The 14753-nt window shown below is 57.0% G+C and carries 13 protein-coding genes and 1 tRNA gene; 3 read left to right on the top strand and 11 right to left on the bottom strand.

The annotated features are described in order from the left end of the window. Positions 1–29: 29 nt before the first annotated feature. A complete protein-coding gene (locus tag MWU60_RS11710; RefSeq protein WP_247227516.1) occupies positions 30–902 on the top strand; it encodes a MurR/RpiR family transcriptional regulator in 873 nt (290 codons plus the stop codon). Positions 903–1172: 270 nt separating this feature from the next. Here the strand turns inward: MWU60_RS11710 and MWU60_RS11705 are convergent, their stop codons facing one another. The 3 genes from MWU60_RS11705 to hisB form a co-directional block, all read right to left on the bottom strand. Then, complete coding sequence (locus MWU60_RS11705) at positions 1173–1646, bottom strand: lytic transglycosylase domain-containing protein (protein WP_247227515.1); 474 nt, start codon at positions 1644–1646, stop codon at positions 1173–1175. A gap of 104 nt (positions 1647–1750) precedes the next feature. Next, positions 1751–2389 (bottom strand): imidazole glycerol phosphate synthase subunit HisH, encoded by a 639-nt coding sequence (hisH, locus tag MWU60_RS11700; protein WP_247227514.1) that lies wholly within the window; start codon positions 2387–2389, stop codon positions 1751–1753. Further along, on the bottom strand, positions 2386–2973 hold the full coding sequence (gene hisB / locus MWU60_RS11695) for an imidazoleglycerol-phosphate dehydratase HisB (RefSeq protein ID WP_247227513.1): 588 nt from the start codon (positions 2971–2973) through the stop codon (positions 2386–2388). Before hisB ends, hisH begins: the two co-directional genes overlap by 4 nt. Positions 2974–3121: 148 nt before the next feature. Here hisB and MWU60_RS11690 point away from each other — a divergent pair, with 148 nt between their 5' ends. After that, entirely contained in the window at positions 3122–3790 is a 669-nt protein-coding gene (locus MWU60_RS11690) for an imidazoleglycerol-phosphate dehydratase (RefSeq protein ID WP_247227512.1), read from the top strand. A 75-nt stretch (positions 3791–3865) separates the two neighbouring features. Here the strand turns inward: MWU60_RS11690 and MWU60_RS11685 are convergent. From MWU60_RS11685 to MWU60_RS11660, 6 genes are all read right to left on the bottom strand, one after another. Continuing rightward, positions 3866–3940: transfer RNA gene (locus MWU60_RS11685), tRNA-Gly, on the bottom strand. Positions 3941–4035: 95 nt separating this feature from the next. Continuing rightward, positions 4036–4848: a metallophosphoesterase gene (locus tag MWU60_RS11680; protein ID WP_247227508.1), complete on the bottom strand. Its 813-nt coding sequence runs from the start codon at positions 4846–4848 to the stop codon at positions 4036–4038. Beyond that, the gene (locus MWU60_RS11675; RefSeq protein WP_247227507.1) at positions 4848–5243 is read right to left on the bottom strand and encodes a VOC family protein; all 396 of its coding nucleotides are present in this window, start codon (positions 5241–5243) and stop codon (positions 4848–4850) included. Before MWU60_RS11675 ends, MWU60_RS11680 begins: the two co-directional genes overlap by 1 nt. Continuing rightward, positions 5240–5626: an MAPEG family protein gene (locus MWU60_RS11670; protein ID WP_247227505.1), complete on the bottom strand. Its 387-nt coding sequence runs from the start codon at positions 5624–5626 to the stop codon at positions 5240–5242. Before MWU60_RS11670 ends, MWU60_RS11675 begins: the two co-directional genes overlap by 4 nt. Then, entirely contained in the window at positions 5623–9066 is a 3444-nt protein-coding gene (locus tag MWU60_RS11665) for a pyruvate carboxylase (RefSeq protein ID WP_247227504.1), read from the bottom strand. Before MWU60_RS11665 ends, MWU60_RS11670 begins: the two co-directional genes overlap by 4 nt. Positions 9067–9126: 60 nt before the next feature. After that, positions 9127–10266, bottom strand: a complete 1140-nt coding sequence (locus MWU60_RS11660) for an alpha-hydroxy acid oxidase (protein ID WP_247227502.1) — start codon at positions 10264–10266, stop codon at positions 9127–9129. A gap of 138 nt (positions 10267–10404) precedes the next feature. Between MWU60_RS11660 and MWU60_RS11655 the strand changes: the two genes are divergently transcribed. Beyond that, positions 10405–12798, top strand: coding sequence for a UvrD-helicase domain-containing protein (locus tag MWU60_RS11655; protein ID WP_247227501.1), 2394 nt, complete (start codon positions 10405–10407; stop codon positions 12796–12798). 63 nt (positions 12799–12861) lie between these two features. Here the strand turns inward: MWU60_RS11655 and MWU60_RS11650 are convergent, their stop codons facing one another. Continuing rightward, complete coding sequence (locus MWU60_RS11650; protein WP_247227500.1) at positions 12862–13464, bottom strand: LysE family translocator; 603 nt, start codon at positions 13462–13464, stop codon at positions 12862–12864. A 97-nt stretch (positions 13465–13561) separates the two neighbouring features. Beyond that, positions 13562–14753, bottom strand: a 1192-nt coding sequence (locus tag MWU60_RS11645; protein WP_247227499.1) for a methyl-accepting chemotaxis protein, incomplete at its 5' end; no start/stop codon positions are given.

Below are 14753 nucleotides of genomic sequence, written 5' to 3'. Positions count from 1 at the left end.
ATAATTTACTGCACAAAACGAGAGCGATGATGGCAGAAGCTGCACAAACCATAGCGGACCGTATTCACGAAATGCTGGATGACCTGACCCGTGCCGAGCGGCAATTGGCATTGTCTGTGTTGGAGAATTACCCTGCCTCAGGGTTTGGCCCGTTGGCCGCATTGGCCAAGGACGCAGATGTGTCCGTGCCGACAGTGGCACGGATGGTGCACAAACTCGGGTACAAAGGGTATCCCGACTTTCAGGCGGGGCTTCGCGAAGAACTGAAAGCCAAATTCAAGACGCCAATCGCGAAACATGAAACCTGGGCCGAGGCCGCCCCGTCAGAGCATATTCTAAACCGTTTCACCGAAGCCGTGATTGACAATATTCGGCTGACGCTAAGCAGTATTGATCCGCAAGCCTTTGATCACGCGTGCGATTTGATGGCCGACCAAGACCGACACCTATATATCGTTGGCGGTCGGATCACCCATACGCTTGCGGAATATCTGTTCCTTCACATGCAAGTCATACGGCCAAACCTGACCAATGTTCAGTCGACGTCAAACACATGGCCGCACTACCTTTTGAACGCCAAGGAAGGGGATGTCTTCGTCATTTTTGACGTGCGGCGGTACGAGAATAATACGCTGAAACTTGCTGAACTCGCCCATGAGCAGGGCGCCGAAATCATACTGATAACTGATCAGTGGCGGTCGCCTGTGCATCATCTGGCGACAGTTTGCCTCAACAATCACATCGTCGTGCCGTCCGCTTGGGATAGTGCGACAACGACAATGCTTTTGCTTGAAACCATGGTGTCTTCGATACAGTCGCTGAATTGGAAACAGACAAAGGCGCGGATCGAGAGTCTGGAAGACATGTTTGATCAAACCAAGCTCTTCCGGAAGTTCATTTAAGTCTGGTCGGTGGTCTGAGTGGAGCCTGGGCCAGCATTGCACGACAGGCACCCCTTGTTGCGAGTCCCGCGTTCGCCAGCGTTGAAAACACCTGCGCCATGCGGCAGTATCAATGTCCACTTTGACGACGAGTTACTTGCAACGCCCATCCGTGGCAACAGTCTTGCCCGCCGCTGATGCCTTTCCCTGCGTATGCAGAGCCGTTCCAAAGCGGCCATTGACCTTACGTAGCCAAAGGTCGGCTTCATCCCGCACATCTGTCCTTAAACTTCACCCGCTTCGTAGCCCGGTCTCCACCAGCATCCCCCGCCGTTTCGCCTCGTAATAATACCCGCGTGCGTACCAGTTCACTGCTGTCTGCTCATCCCCGTCAGATAGCAACCATGCGCCCCGTAGATACCGTCCGGCGTACATCAGGTTCGTTTCCGCATCCAACAGCCCTTCGGGTGATCCCCGATAACCCATCGTTCGCGCCGTCTCTGGCAGGATTTGCATCAACCCGTAGTAGGGTCCGTTGCGTGCGGCCGGGTTGTGCGTGCTTTCGCGGATGATCACGCGGTGCAGCAGCGTGACGGGTATCCCGTGGACATCAGCGTATTTGTTGATCAGCCTGCGCAGCTCCGGCGTTTCATTGGGGTAAAGCGGAATGTCTGCGGCACGGCTGACACTGGGCGTATCACGACTGCGGCCACAAGCGGCCAGTGCCCCTGCGCTGATCATGAAAAAATGACGGCGGTTGATCATAATATGCTCTGCTCTCGTTTGGGCGCTCTTGCTTGGCGCAGTTGGTCTTAAGATAGGTCAACCTTCGGCTGGCGGACTTTGCTATACAATAGCACCAGTTTTGATCAGGGCGCCCAACGCAAGAAGTTGCCGATCATGCGCAATCCAGCGTCTTGGCTTTTTTCAGGGTGGAACTGTGTGCCGATCATCGTGTCGCGTCCGATAATCGCGGTCACATCGCCACCGTAGTCGACATGCGACAGCCGTTGCGCCGGGTCCGTCACGTCCATCGCATAGGAGTGCACAAAATAGGCGTGATCGCCTGTCGCGATCCCATCCAGCACTGGGTGCGGGTTGTCGATCACCAGATCGTTCCAGCCCATATGCGGCACTTTCAGCGCGGGGTCCGATGGGGTGATTTTGCGGATATCGCCCGCGACCCAGCCGAAGCCGGGTGTTTCTTCGTATTCATGGCCTGTGGTCGCCATCATCTGCATACCCACGCAAATGCCAAAGAAGGGGCGCGCCCGGCCGGTTACGGCCTCGACAATGGCTTCGGCCAAGCCGGTGCGCGCGAAAAGTTCCGCCCGGCAATGCGGGAACGCCCCGTCGCCGGGCAGCACGATCCGGTCGGCCTTGATCACGGCATCGGGGTCAGAGGTCACGATGATCGACCCTGATCCAACCTCGGCTGCCATCCGCTCAAACGCCTTTTGCGCTGAATGCAGGTTGCCGCTGTCGTAGTCGACAAGGACGGTGGTCATAAGCTGCCTTTTGTCGATGGAATGGCATCGGCCTTGCGCGGATCGGTTTCAACGGCCTCGCGCAATGCACGCGCGACCGCTTTGAACGCAGCCTCTGTGATGTGGTGTGCGTTGAACCCGTGCAGTTTGTCGATGTGCAAGGTGATACCGCCATGGGTGCTAAGCGCCTGAAAGAACTCGCGCACCAATTCGGTGTCAAACGTACCGATCTTGCCGAATGGCAGATCAAGATTGCAGATCAGATAGGGGCGCGCCGACAGATCAAGCGCGCAACGCACCTGCGCATCATCCATCGCAAGGTGGCAACTGCCATAACGCCGGATACCGCGCTTGTCACCCAGCGCCTGTTTTAGCGCCTGTCCCAAGGCGATGCCCACATCTTCGACCGTGTGGTGATCGTCGATGTGCAGGTCACCTTTCGCGCGGATAGTCATGTCAATCAACGCGTGACGCGACAACTGATCCAGCATGTGGTCGAAGAACCCAACGCCGGTTTGATTGTCGTATGTACCGGTGCCATCAAGGTTGATGGTGACGGTGATATCCGTCTCGGCTGTGGCCCGTGTGATCGTTGCTGTCCGCATCGCGTCAGTCCTTTGGTGGTGCCCACGTTCTATAGGGGGAACCGGGGCAGGGGCCAAGCCCCGGGGAAAAACTGCTGTGACTTTTCAGCAAAATTTAATGGTTCGATTCCTATGATTGTCCAAAGCTGCCAATGATCAGGAGAATCCGATGAAAGCTCTTATTCTACGAAATGACGCAAAAGCGTCTGTTGCCACCGCGCGGGCATTGATCGACAAGGGGTTTCAGATCCTGTCGGTTGATACGCTGGCCGTCGCGCATGCGCTGATCCGGGTTGATACCATCGACCTGCTTGTGATGGATGAACGGGTTGAAGGACAGCTGACCCATGCGATCGCCCTGTCGGGTGAGCGGCGTAACCCCTACCTTAGCGCCATTTTGTTGACGGACCGGTCAAGGGAAGAGACTGATGATCTCTACGCCCTGATCCCGACACTGTATGCATTGATGGGTGAAGCAACTGCGCCAGCCTTGTTGGGCCAACTTGCCTTATCGGCTGTCAGTAATGTGGAAGAGGTCGCAGCACGCGTCGCGCGCAACGCGGCTGTTGATGCAGCGGAGGTCGCCGCAGGGCCCGATGTGGCACCACTGATCCTGTCCCGCACTGACATTGCGCTGGAAGTTGATGAGATCGAAGAAAGCGGGCCAAGCTATGCAGATGTCGCAATTGCATCCCCCGAACTGGCCGAAATTGAACGCGAAACTGTTCCGGAAGAGTATCATGATGCCGTTGGCGCAGAAGTTGCGGCCCTTTTTCGCAAGCATCCTTTGCCAAGCTTCCTGCAGCCCGATCGTGTTGTCGCGGCAAAGGCCGGATAACGCCTTTGGCGCGACAACAGGCCACGAAACACCAAAGGGCCGCAGCATATGCTGCGGCCCTTTGGTGTTTCGAAATGGAGCGGGCGATGAGATTCGAACTCACGACCCTAACCTTGGCAAGGTTATGCTCTACCCCTGAGCTACGCCCGCAACCTTTTCGTTCGGCTGATCTATAAAGACTTGCGGCGTTCTGCAAGACTTAAATCACAAGATTTCGGGATTTTCTCACCCTTGGTGATCCGTCATCAACCCCGTGCGCTGTAGCCATCAAACACGTGCGCGCCTGTGTCCACATCGACGCTGTGGACAATGACACCGTCACGCGCAAGCAAGGCCAGACCATAGGCGCCCGGCTCATCCGTTGATAGGTTGGACGTTGGTTTGACCAGTTCAACCACCCCCTGATGACAGGGGCTTTTCAACACGGTCCATGGCACGCCGCGCGTATTGCCGGAAATCGTCTGATGCAGATGCCCACAGACAAGGTGCAGGTTGCCGTGATGTGCCAGCAGATCAAGAACTGCCGCCCCGTTCGCCACCATGATGCGGTCCATCCCGATCACACCCGTCTCAAACGGCGGATGATGGATGCAGACGATAGCGTGGCGGCCTTTGCGGGTCGTCAAGGCATCCTCTAGAAATGCCAGCCGATCCAAGCAGAGCAGCCCTGCATGATGCCCCTTAGGGTAGGGTGGTCCATCCAGCGAATCCATGGTGATCAGCCGATGGTGGCCGATATCGCGCCAGTGCTGGATATGCCCGGTGGTGGTCCGTGGTGCATCCGGGAACTGCGCCAGAAACACGTCACGTCGGTCATGGTTACCGATCATTGGGATGATCGGGACCTGCACATCAGCCAGAATGCGCTGCAGTTCTTGATACTCATCGGGATGCCCGTGGTGTGTCAGATCACCCAACAAAACCAGCGCTGCGGCATCCGGGTGGGCGGCGGTCGCAGTGGTCAGAACCTCTTGCAGCCGCTCTGACGGATTCAATCCGATGATCTTTTGGCCCGGCGCGCAGATGTGCGGATCGCTGATGAACAGTATTTTCTGCATCATAGCCAGCCTTTGAACTGAATCAGATCCCATCTGTTCCCGAAGGGATCACGAAACACGGCGACCTGGCCATAGGGTTCATCACGCGGTGTTTCCTCAAAGGCGACATCCTTTGCCTGCATCGCCACGTAATCCCGCGCGAAGTCATCAGTTTGCAAAAACAGCCAAACGCGCCCGCCGCCTTGATTACCGATCGCTGCGACCTGTTCGTCCCCGACGGCTTTGGCCAGCAGGAAAATGGTGTCAGCGCCTTCCGGTCCGACCCGCACCCATCGTTTCCCACCGCCAAGCGGGGTATCTTCGAACAGCACAAATCCCATTTGACCCACAAAGAAGGCGATCCCTGCGTCGTAGTCCGGCACAAGGATCGACAGCAGGGCCAGCCTTTGGGTCATAGCAGAGCAATCACATTGAGGATCAACGCCAGCGGAATGGCTGTGATTGTCAACAGCATCCCGTATAGCCGAAACCGAAAATCGCGTGGTTTGAACGACATGCCAAACCCATGCAGCATGCGACCGACCAGCAGGATAATCCCCGTCAAATGCAGCCAGACCGAAGCCGTGCCTTGAATTTCGGCCATCAACATCAGCAAAAGCGCAATGGGTACGTATTCAGCCCAATTCGCATGCGCTCTGATCTTGGCTTCAATTTGGTGGCTGTCGTTGTTGCCATAGGCAAACTTGTTGCCGCGCCGCTCTGCGATCACGCGCGCCGCCAATAGCAAAAACAGCAGCGTCAGCAAAATCGCATAGACGGGCGTGACGGCAAGGGTCATTCGAATTCGACCAGCAGGTCCTTGGCGTCAATTTGCCCGCCCGCCTGCACATGCACGGCTTTCACCACCGCGTCGCGTTCGGCATGAATGCCCGTTTCCATTTTCATCGCCTCAATGGTCAGCAGCAGGTCGCCTGCTTTCACCTTGTTGCCTGCGACTGCCGCAACGGTTGCCACAACGCCCGGCATCGGTGCGCCGATGTGGTTGTCGTTGCCAAGCTCGGCCTTGGGCCGCGATATTTTGTCAGCGGCAGCCAGCCTGTTCAGGACGCGAATTGTGCGCGGTTGTCCATTAAGTTCAAAGAAAACTTTGACCTCGCCGTCTTCGTTCACATCAGCGACAGCCTGCATGCGAATTTCGAGCGTCTTGCCGGGGTCGATCTCGGCTGTGATTTCTTCGCCCGGCTCCATGCCGTAAAAGAACGTCTTGGTGGGCAGCGTGCGCACAGGACCATAAGTCCGATGGCGGCCCATGTAATCAAGGAAGACTTTCGGATACATCAGATAGCCGTTGAGGTCTTCATCATCGACGGTCTTGCCTTCAAGCTGGCTCGAAAGGTCGGCGCGCGTCGCTTCCAGATCGACAGCAGGCAGGTGCTTGCCGGGGCGGTCGGTGATTGGCTTGTCGCCTTTGAGGATTTTCTTCTGGATCGCCTTTGGCCAGCCGCCGGGTGGTTGCCCCAGATCGCCGCGCATCATGTCGATGACACTATCGGGGAAGACCACGTCGACCTTTGGGTCCTCGACCTGCGCGCGGGTCAGGTTTTGGCTGACCATCATCAAGGCCATGTCACCCACAACCTTGGACGATGGCGTGACCTTCACGATATCACCGAACATTGCGTTCACGTCAGCATAGGTTTGTGCGACCTCATGCCAGCGTTCTTCCAGCCCCAAGGAGCGGGCCTGCGCCTTGAGGTTTGTAAACTGCCCACCCGGCATTTCATGCAGGTAGACTTCGGATGCTGGTGCCTGAAGCCCGGATTCGAAGGCCGCGTAATGGGCGCGGACCTGTTCAAAGTAATTGCTGATTTCACGGATCGCCTTGATATCAAGTCCGGTGTCACGCTCGTTGCCGCGCAGGGCTTCGACGATGGACCCCAATGTGGGCTGCGACGTGTTGCCGGATAGCGCATCCATCGCGCCATCCACGCAATCGACCCCAGCGGCAGTTGCTGCAAGGACCGTCGCAATCGCGGCCCCAGATGTGTCGTGCGTGTGGAAATGGATTGGCAGATTGGTCTCTTCTTTCAAGGCTTTCACCAGCGCTGTTGCCGCAGCAGGTTTCATCAGCCCAGCCATATCCTTTAGCCCCAGCACATGCGCGCCGGCGGCTTCCAGTTCTTTGGCCATCCCGACGTAGTATTTTAGATCATATTTAGCCCGATCCGGGTTCATCAGGTCGCCGGTGTAGCAGATCGTGCCTTCGCAAACCTTTTCGGCCTTGATCACCGCATCCATCGCGACGCGCATGTTTTCGACCCAGTTCAGGCTGTCGAACACGCGGAACACATCAACACCAGAACTGGCGGCCTGTGCCACAAAGCTTTGCACCACATTGTCGGGGTAGTTGGTGTATCCCACCCCATTCGATGCGCGCAGCAACATCTGGGTCATGATATTCGGCATCACAGCGCGGATATCGCGCAGGCGCTGCCATGGGCATTCCTGCAAGAAACGGTAGGCCACATCAAATGTCGCACCACCCCAGCATTCAACACTGAACAGCTGATGCATCTTGGCGGCATAGGCGGGGGCTGCGTTGATCATGTCGATTGATCGCATGCGCGTAGCCAATAGCGATTGGTGCCCGTCGCGCATCGTCGTGTCGGTGATCAGCAGTTGCTTTTGTTCGCGCATCCAGTCGGCCACGGCCTCTGGCCCGAATTGGTCAAGGATGTTGCGGGTGCCGGGGGTCACATCGGTCGTTGGTTTGACCGGCGGGCGCGGTGGTTTGACGTCAGCAGCCGGGCGTGGACGGCCGGCTGTTTCGGGGTGCCCGTTCACGGTGATATCCGCGATGTAGGTCAGGATCTTCGTCGCCCGGTCGCGGCGTTTGGTGAAATTGAAGAGATCCGGTGTCTCGTCAATGAACTTGGTGTGGTATTCATTGTTCAGAAACGTCGGGTGTTTCAGCAGGTTCTCTACAAAGGCGATGTTGGTTGAAACGCCGCGAATACGGAATTCACGCAAGGCACGGTCCATGCGGGCAATCGCCATTTCGGGCGTGGGTGCACGGGCGGTCACTTTGGTCAGCAGGCTGTCGTAATAGCGGGTGATGACCGCGCCGGAATAGGCGGTGCCGCCATCAAGCCGTATGCCCGGACCGGTGGCCGAGCGGTACATCTGGATGCGGCCATAGTCGGGGATAAAGTTGTTCTGCGGGTCTTCCGTCGTCACACGGCACTGCAGGGCGTGGCCATCCAGTTTCACATCATACTGGCTGGCGCAGCCTGTCGCCTCGACCAGTGATTTGCCTTCGGCGATCAGGATTTGCGCGCGCACGATGTCGATCCCGGTGACCTCTTCGGTGACGGTGTGTTCGACCTGGACGCGCGGGTTCACTTCGATGAAGTAGAATTCGCCGCTGTCCATATCCATCAGGAATTCGACAGTGCCGGCACACTCGTAGTTTACGTGCTGGCAGATTTTCTTGCCCAAATTGCACAACTGCTCGCGCTGGGTGCCGCTCAGATACGGGGCAGGGGCGCGTTCCACGACCTTCTGGTTGCGGCGCTGAACGGAACAATCGCGTTCCCACAGATGGTAAATCTGGCCGTGGCTATCGCCGAGGATTTGCACCTCGACGTGGCGGGCACGCATGATCATCTTTTCCAGATAGCCTTCGCCGTTACCGAAAGCGGCCTCAGCCTCGCGGCGGCCTTCAAGGACTTTCTCTTCCAGTTCATCCTCGGACATGATCGGGCGCATGCCACGACCGCCGCCACCCCAGGACGCTTTGAGCATCAGGGGATAGCCGACCTCGGCGGCCTCTTTCTTGATGGCTTTCATATCATCGCCAAGAACCTCGGTCGCGGGGATGACAGGTACGCCCGCTTCAATCGCCACACGGCGGGCGCTGGCCTTGTCGCCCAGTTGGCGCATGGTTTCGGCCTTGGGGCCAATGAAGGTGATGCCGTTGGCTGTGCAGGCATCGACAAAATCGGGGTTCTCGGACAGCAAGCCATAGCCAGGGTGGATCGCATCCGCACCGGACATTTTCGCAACGCGGATGATTTCATCAATCGAAAGATAGGCGGCAACCGGGCCCAGGTCTTCGCCAATGCGATATGCCTCATCCGCTTTGAAGCGGTGCAGGCCCAATTTGTCTTCTTCAGCAAAGACCGCGACCGTCTTTTTCCCCATCTCATTGGCGGCGCGCATAATACGGATGGCGATCTCGCCTCGGTTGGCGATGAGGATTTTTTTGAAGTCGGTCATAGTAGGCCCCTTTGCAGTTGCAGCATTGGTAAGGGGCAAATCCGGGATCGTCTATAACGATTACTGGGTAGATCGCAGGCGATTCGGTATATCTTCCAGCGTTCTGGTGCCCAATTGGCCCATATTGCTGATCATATCCTGCCGCAGAATATCCAGCACATGGGCCGCCCCCGGTTCACCCAGAGCGGCCAGCCCATAGTGGAACGCGCGGCCCAGCATGACGAAATCAGCGCCCAATGCGAGGGCGCGCAGCACGTCGAGGCCGCCTTCGATACCGCTGTCAAAGATGACAGGTAGGTGGGTGGCTGCGCGCACCATGGGTAGCGTTTCGATTGTTGCAGGACCGCCGTCGAACTGGCGACCGGCGTGGTTGCTGACCCAGATCGCGTCGGCGCCCTCATCGGTCAGGCGGGCGGCGTCATCGGGGTTGCTGACACCTTTGACGATCAGCGGCCCGTCCCAGACATCGCGAAGCGATTTGAAATAGTCCCAATCAGGTGAGGTGCGCAGCAGGTATCCGATATGTTCGTTCGAGGGCAGGGTGCCTTTAACGTCGGAATAGCTTTCCATCAGGCGCAGGCGGGGCATGCCTGTTTTGCGAATACCGTTCAACCAGGCGGGACATTGGGCCGCTTGCATTGCCAAGCGCGGTGTTAGCCTGGGCGGTTGGGTCAGCCCGCCGCGCGTTTGGCGTTCGCGGCGCGACGCTACAGGGACGTCGACGGTCAGGACGATAGTGTGAAACCCAGCATCCTTGGCACGTTTGAGAATATCGTCTCGGATACCGGGATCACGAGGTGGGTAGAGTTGGAACCACGCGTGCTGGCCCGCGTGAGTGCCGACATCTTCGGGCAGTTGGCTGGCGACCGTTGAGAGGGTGAAGGGGATGTCCTCGCGCGCGGCAGTGCGCGCGAGCATCTGTTCCGCACCCGGCCAGATCAGCCCTGACATACCAACTGGCGCGATGCCGATAGGCAGCGGGTGTGTTTGGCCAAGCAGGTTTGTTGAGAGGTCAGGGTCGAATTCACCGTGCAGGATCGAGGGGTTCAGCAGCACCCTGTCCAACTGATCGCGATTGCGCTTTTGCGTGGCCTCTACCCCGGTGGCGCTGTCGAGGTATTCCCACACGAAATGCGGAATACGGCGGCGTGCGCGGGCTTTCAGATCAGCGATGGCGGGATAGCGGCTGTGCAGTGTCATGCTGTGCACGCTATTGCGACTGTCGCGCCTTTGGCAATCCTTTGGAGCCTCCGGCGGAGGTATTTGGGAACATGAGAAGAATAGAACGGAAGTAGAACAAGGCTTTTCACGCGCGGCGGTTGGCGCTATGTGTAGGTGATGAGTGGATTTACCGAAGATGATGCCTTTGAGGCAGCCGCTGTGCCACTGAGCCAGAGGGCGATGGTGCGGCCCGGTGCGGCCTATCTTGATGGGCTGAACCCCGCGCAGCGCGAGGCTGTTGAGACGTTGAACGGTCCTGTGTTGATGTTGGCAGGCGCCGGGACTGGAAAGACCAAAGCGCTGACGACCCGGATTACGCATTTGCTTGCCACGGGCACGGCGCGCCCACACGAGATTTTGGCGGTAACCTTTACCAACAAGGCTGCCCGCGAGATGAAGAACCGCATTGGCGGATTGATGGGCGAAGCCGTTGAGGGGATGCCTTGGTTGGGGACCTTTCATTCGGTCTGTGCCAAGCAGTTGCGTCGCCATGCAGAGTTGGTGGGGCTGAAGTCGAATTTCACTATTCTGGATACCGACGATCAGATCAGGCTGATGAAGCAGCTGATTGAGGCGGCTGGCATTGATCATAAGCGTTGGCCCGCGCGGATGCTTTCGGGCATCATTGATGGATGGAAGAACAAGGCACTGACCCCCGATAAGATACCGGTCGCTGAGAGTGGAGCCTTTGATCACAAAGGCGTGGAGCTTTACGCCGCCTACCAACGCCGTTTGCTTGATCTGAACGCTGTCGATTTTGGCGATATCCTTTTGCATATGGTAACGATTTTTCAAAAGCATGAAGATGTGCTTCAGCAATACCAACGCTGGTTCCGTTACATCCTCGTAGACGAGTACCAAGATACCAACGTCGCCCAATATATGTGGCTGCGTCTGCTGGCGGCTTCGCACAAGAATATCTGTTGTGTCGGCGACGACGACCAGTCGATCTATGGCTGGCGCGGGGCCGAGGTGGGAAATATCCTGCGGTTTGAAAAGGATTTTCCGGGCGCGCATGTGGTGCGGCTGGAAGAGAATTACCGCTCAACCGGGCATATTCTGGCCGCCGCCTCTGGCGTGATTTCGGCCAACAAGGGGCGCTTGGGCAAGACGCTGTTTACCAACGGGGAGGACGGCGAAAAGGTCCGCCTGATAGGCCATTGGGACGGCGAAGAAGAGGCGCGCTGGATTGGTGAAGAGGTCGAGGCGATGCAGCGCGGGACGCGGGGCATGGCGCCAATGGGCTTGGATGACCTGGCGATCCTCGTCCGGGCCTCCCACCAGATGCGCGCCTTCGAAGATCGTTTTCTGACCATCGGCTTACCCTACCGCGTCATCGGCGGCCCCCGGTTTTATGAGCGGATGGAAATTCGCGATGCGATGGCTTACTTCCGCCTCGCCGTCAGCCCAGAGGATGATCTGGCGTTTGAGCGGATCGTGAATACGCCCAAGCGGGGATTGGGGGATAAGGCGGTGCAAACGATCCAACGGACGGCCCGCAGCAATGGCGTGTCTTTGGTTGAGGGCGCGCGGTTGGTTTGTCAGGGCAAACTGCTGGGCGGCAAGGGGTTGAAAGAACTGACGATTTTGGTCGCTGGTTTGGATCGCTGGCACGGGCAGGTCCGCGCCGAGGCCGATACCCATGTCGAACTGGCCGAGATGATTTTGGACGAGAGCGGCTATACCGGGTTCTGGCAGAACGATAAGACACCCGAAGCGCCGGGACGGTTGGAGAACCTCAAGGAATTGGTCAAGGCGCTTGAGAATTTCGAGAACCTGCAAGGGTTCCTCGAACACGTCAGTCTGATCATGGACAATGAAACTGAAGAGCAGGGCGAGAAGGTCAGCATCATGACCCTGCATGCCGCCAAAGGGCTGGAGTTCCCTGCGGTGTTCTTGCCGGGGTGGGAGGATGGATTGTTTCCTTCGCAGCGTTCAATGGACGAAAGCGGGATGAATGGCCTCGAAGAAGAGCGGCGCTTGGCTTATGTCGGCATTACCCGGGCCGAAGAGATTTGTACGGTGTCCTTTGCCGCCAACCGTCGGGTTTATGGGCAGTGGCAATCGGCAATGCCGTCGCGGTTCATTGACGAGTTGCCGCAAGATCATGTGGAGGTACTGACACCCCCCGGGCTTTATGGTGGCGGCTATGGGGCCGCGGGCATGTCGGCCAGCGCGTCACCTGCGATGGCGGGTATGGTCGGCTCAGACCTGCATGAAAAGGCGCATAAGGCGGACGTCTATAACTCGCCCGGTTGGAAGCGCCTGCAATCGCGCAGCCAGCAGCGGGGCATGTCGATGCCGTCCGAGGCGCGTAATATGACGATTGATATGGACGCAGTCAGCGGCTTCACTGAAGGCGAGCGGGTGTTTCACCAGAAATTCGGTTATGGCGAGGTGATGGGGATCGAAGGCGATAAGCTGGTGATTGAATTTGACAAGGCCGGGTCAAAGCATGTTGTAGCACGGTTTATTGTGAGCGCTGACAAAGCGGATGATGTGCCGTTTTAAGAGCAAGATTTTTCGACGAAAAATCTGGTGACGTCAGATCAATTTTCGGATGAAAATTGATCGCTACGCGTGCATTAACATCGGATAAAGCGACACGACCAGCAACACGGCCATCGATACGTTGAAGATCCGCAGGCGTTTGGCGGTGCCCAGCCAGCGGCGAACCTGCACGCCCATCCATGCCCAAAGCGTGATCGACGGCAGGTTCGTGATCGCAAAGACCCCGGCCACCATCAGTGACCCGATCAATATCCCTTGATCTTGCGGTGCATAAGCGCTGATCGCCGTGATCGACATAAACCAAGCCTTTGGGTTCACCCATTGAAAGGCGGCGGCCTGCAGGAAGGTGAAAGGTTTGCCTGTAACTTCGCTGGCCTCCGGTGGGACTGCGTTTGCAATCTTCCATGCCAGCCAGAGCATATAGGTCGTACTCAGCACCTTGAGCACGATGTTTAGAACTGGATAGGTCTCAAACACACGCAACAAAACCACACCCACCATCGTGACCATAAATGCGTGGCCCAGCGATATACCCAGCATATGGGGCACGGTCCGCCTCAGACCATAGTTCGCGCCCGAGGCCATCAGCATCAGGTTATTGGGTCCGGGGGTGATAGAGCTGGCGACGGCAAAGCCAATCAGGGCGATGATGATTTCGTAGGTCATCCGTCGTATTGCAAATACTGTGACACGATGAGGCGCTCCTGATGCCGCATTTACGAGATACATTTGCCATATCGCGTGCAGTTAGCGTCGTAAACAGTCAGCTTGCCTTGCGAAAAAACTCTGGTGCCTCTTCCAAAGAGAAGTGCCTGACGATTTCATCCACCGACGTTGCATCTTGTGCTAAGATATGAGCCGCTGCTGTCACCTCTTCAACCATTGCTGCGTTTTGCTGTGCGACGGTATCAAGTTGTCCCACCCCCAGACTGATTTCGTCTAATCCCGTGGCTTGCTCATGTGCGCCTGATGCAATCACACCGATGAGGTCCGATACCTGAACAACGTGCCCCAGGATACTGCCCAACGCATCGCCTGTGTTGCCAACAAGTTCAACGCCTTGATCAACGCTTTCACGGCTCTCGACGACAAGCGCGCTGATTTCGGCAGCTGCTTCGGTGCACCGTTGCGCCAAAGCTCGCACTTCTGAAGCAACAACAGCGAAACCTCTGCCTACTTCGCCTGCTCTAGCGGCTTCGACACCTGCATTCAATGCAAGCAAATTCGTCTGAAACGAAATGTCTTCGATAACACTGACGATGCTGCTGATCTTGTCGGATGATCCCTTGATCTGGGCCATTGCAGCAACGGCGCTATCAACAACGCCTTTACTTGCTTCAGCTTCATCTTGGGTTGAAGATACCAGCTTCTTTGCAGTTTGCGCATTTTCTGCAACTTCTTTCACCGAGCCGTTGAGTTGCTGAATGGCGGCGGATGACTCTTGCAGCGTCGCCGCGGCATGTTCGGTACGCTGCGCAAGTTCGGTAGATGCAGAACTGATCTCACTGGAGCCACCGTTTACACTTTGCGCCGCCGAGATCAATTTCTCGATGGTTGATCTTAACGTTTCGACAGTCTCATTGAAGTCTTGGCGGAGTTGCTCATACTCTTGCGGAAAACTCGTCGTGATTTTAGAGGAAAGGTCGCCTTTTGCTAGACTGGAAAGGCCTGATCTGAGAGATTGAACCACCTCGGTTTGCTTTTTATCGCGCACGCTATTTTCTTGTTCCATTTTGGCTTTTTGTAACAGCCCTTCTTTGAAGACAGATACTGCACGGGCCATCTCACCGATTTCATCACGGCTATCCTGGCTGTGTACGTCCACTGACGTATTGAACCGCGCCGGGTTTGCCGGAGGCTCCAACTCATGAGTAGGATGGAGCATCATGACAAAGACAACGAACAAGTATTCACCAGAAGTCCGCGAACGCGCTGTACGGATGGTATTGGATGGC

The sequence above is a fragment of the Yoonia sp. F2084L genome (genome assembly GCF_023015625.1).
Classification (GTDB): domain Bacteria; phylum Pseudomonadota; class Alphaproteobacteria; order Rhodobacterales; family Rhodobacteraceae; genus Yoonia.
Note: the sequence above shows the minus strand (reverse complement) of the source record. Positions and strands in the feature narration are given on the sequence as shown.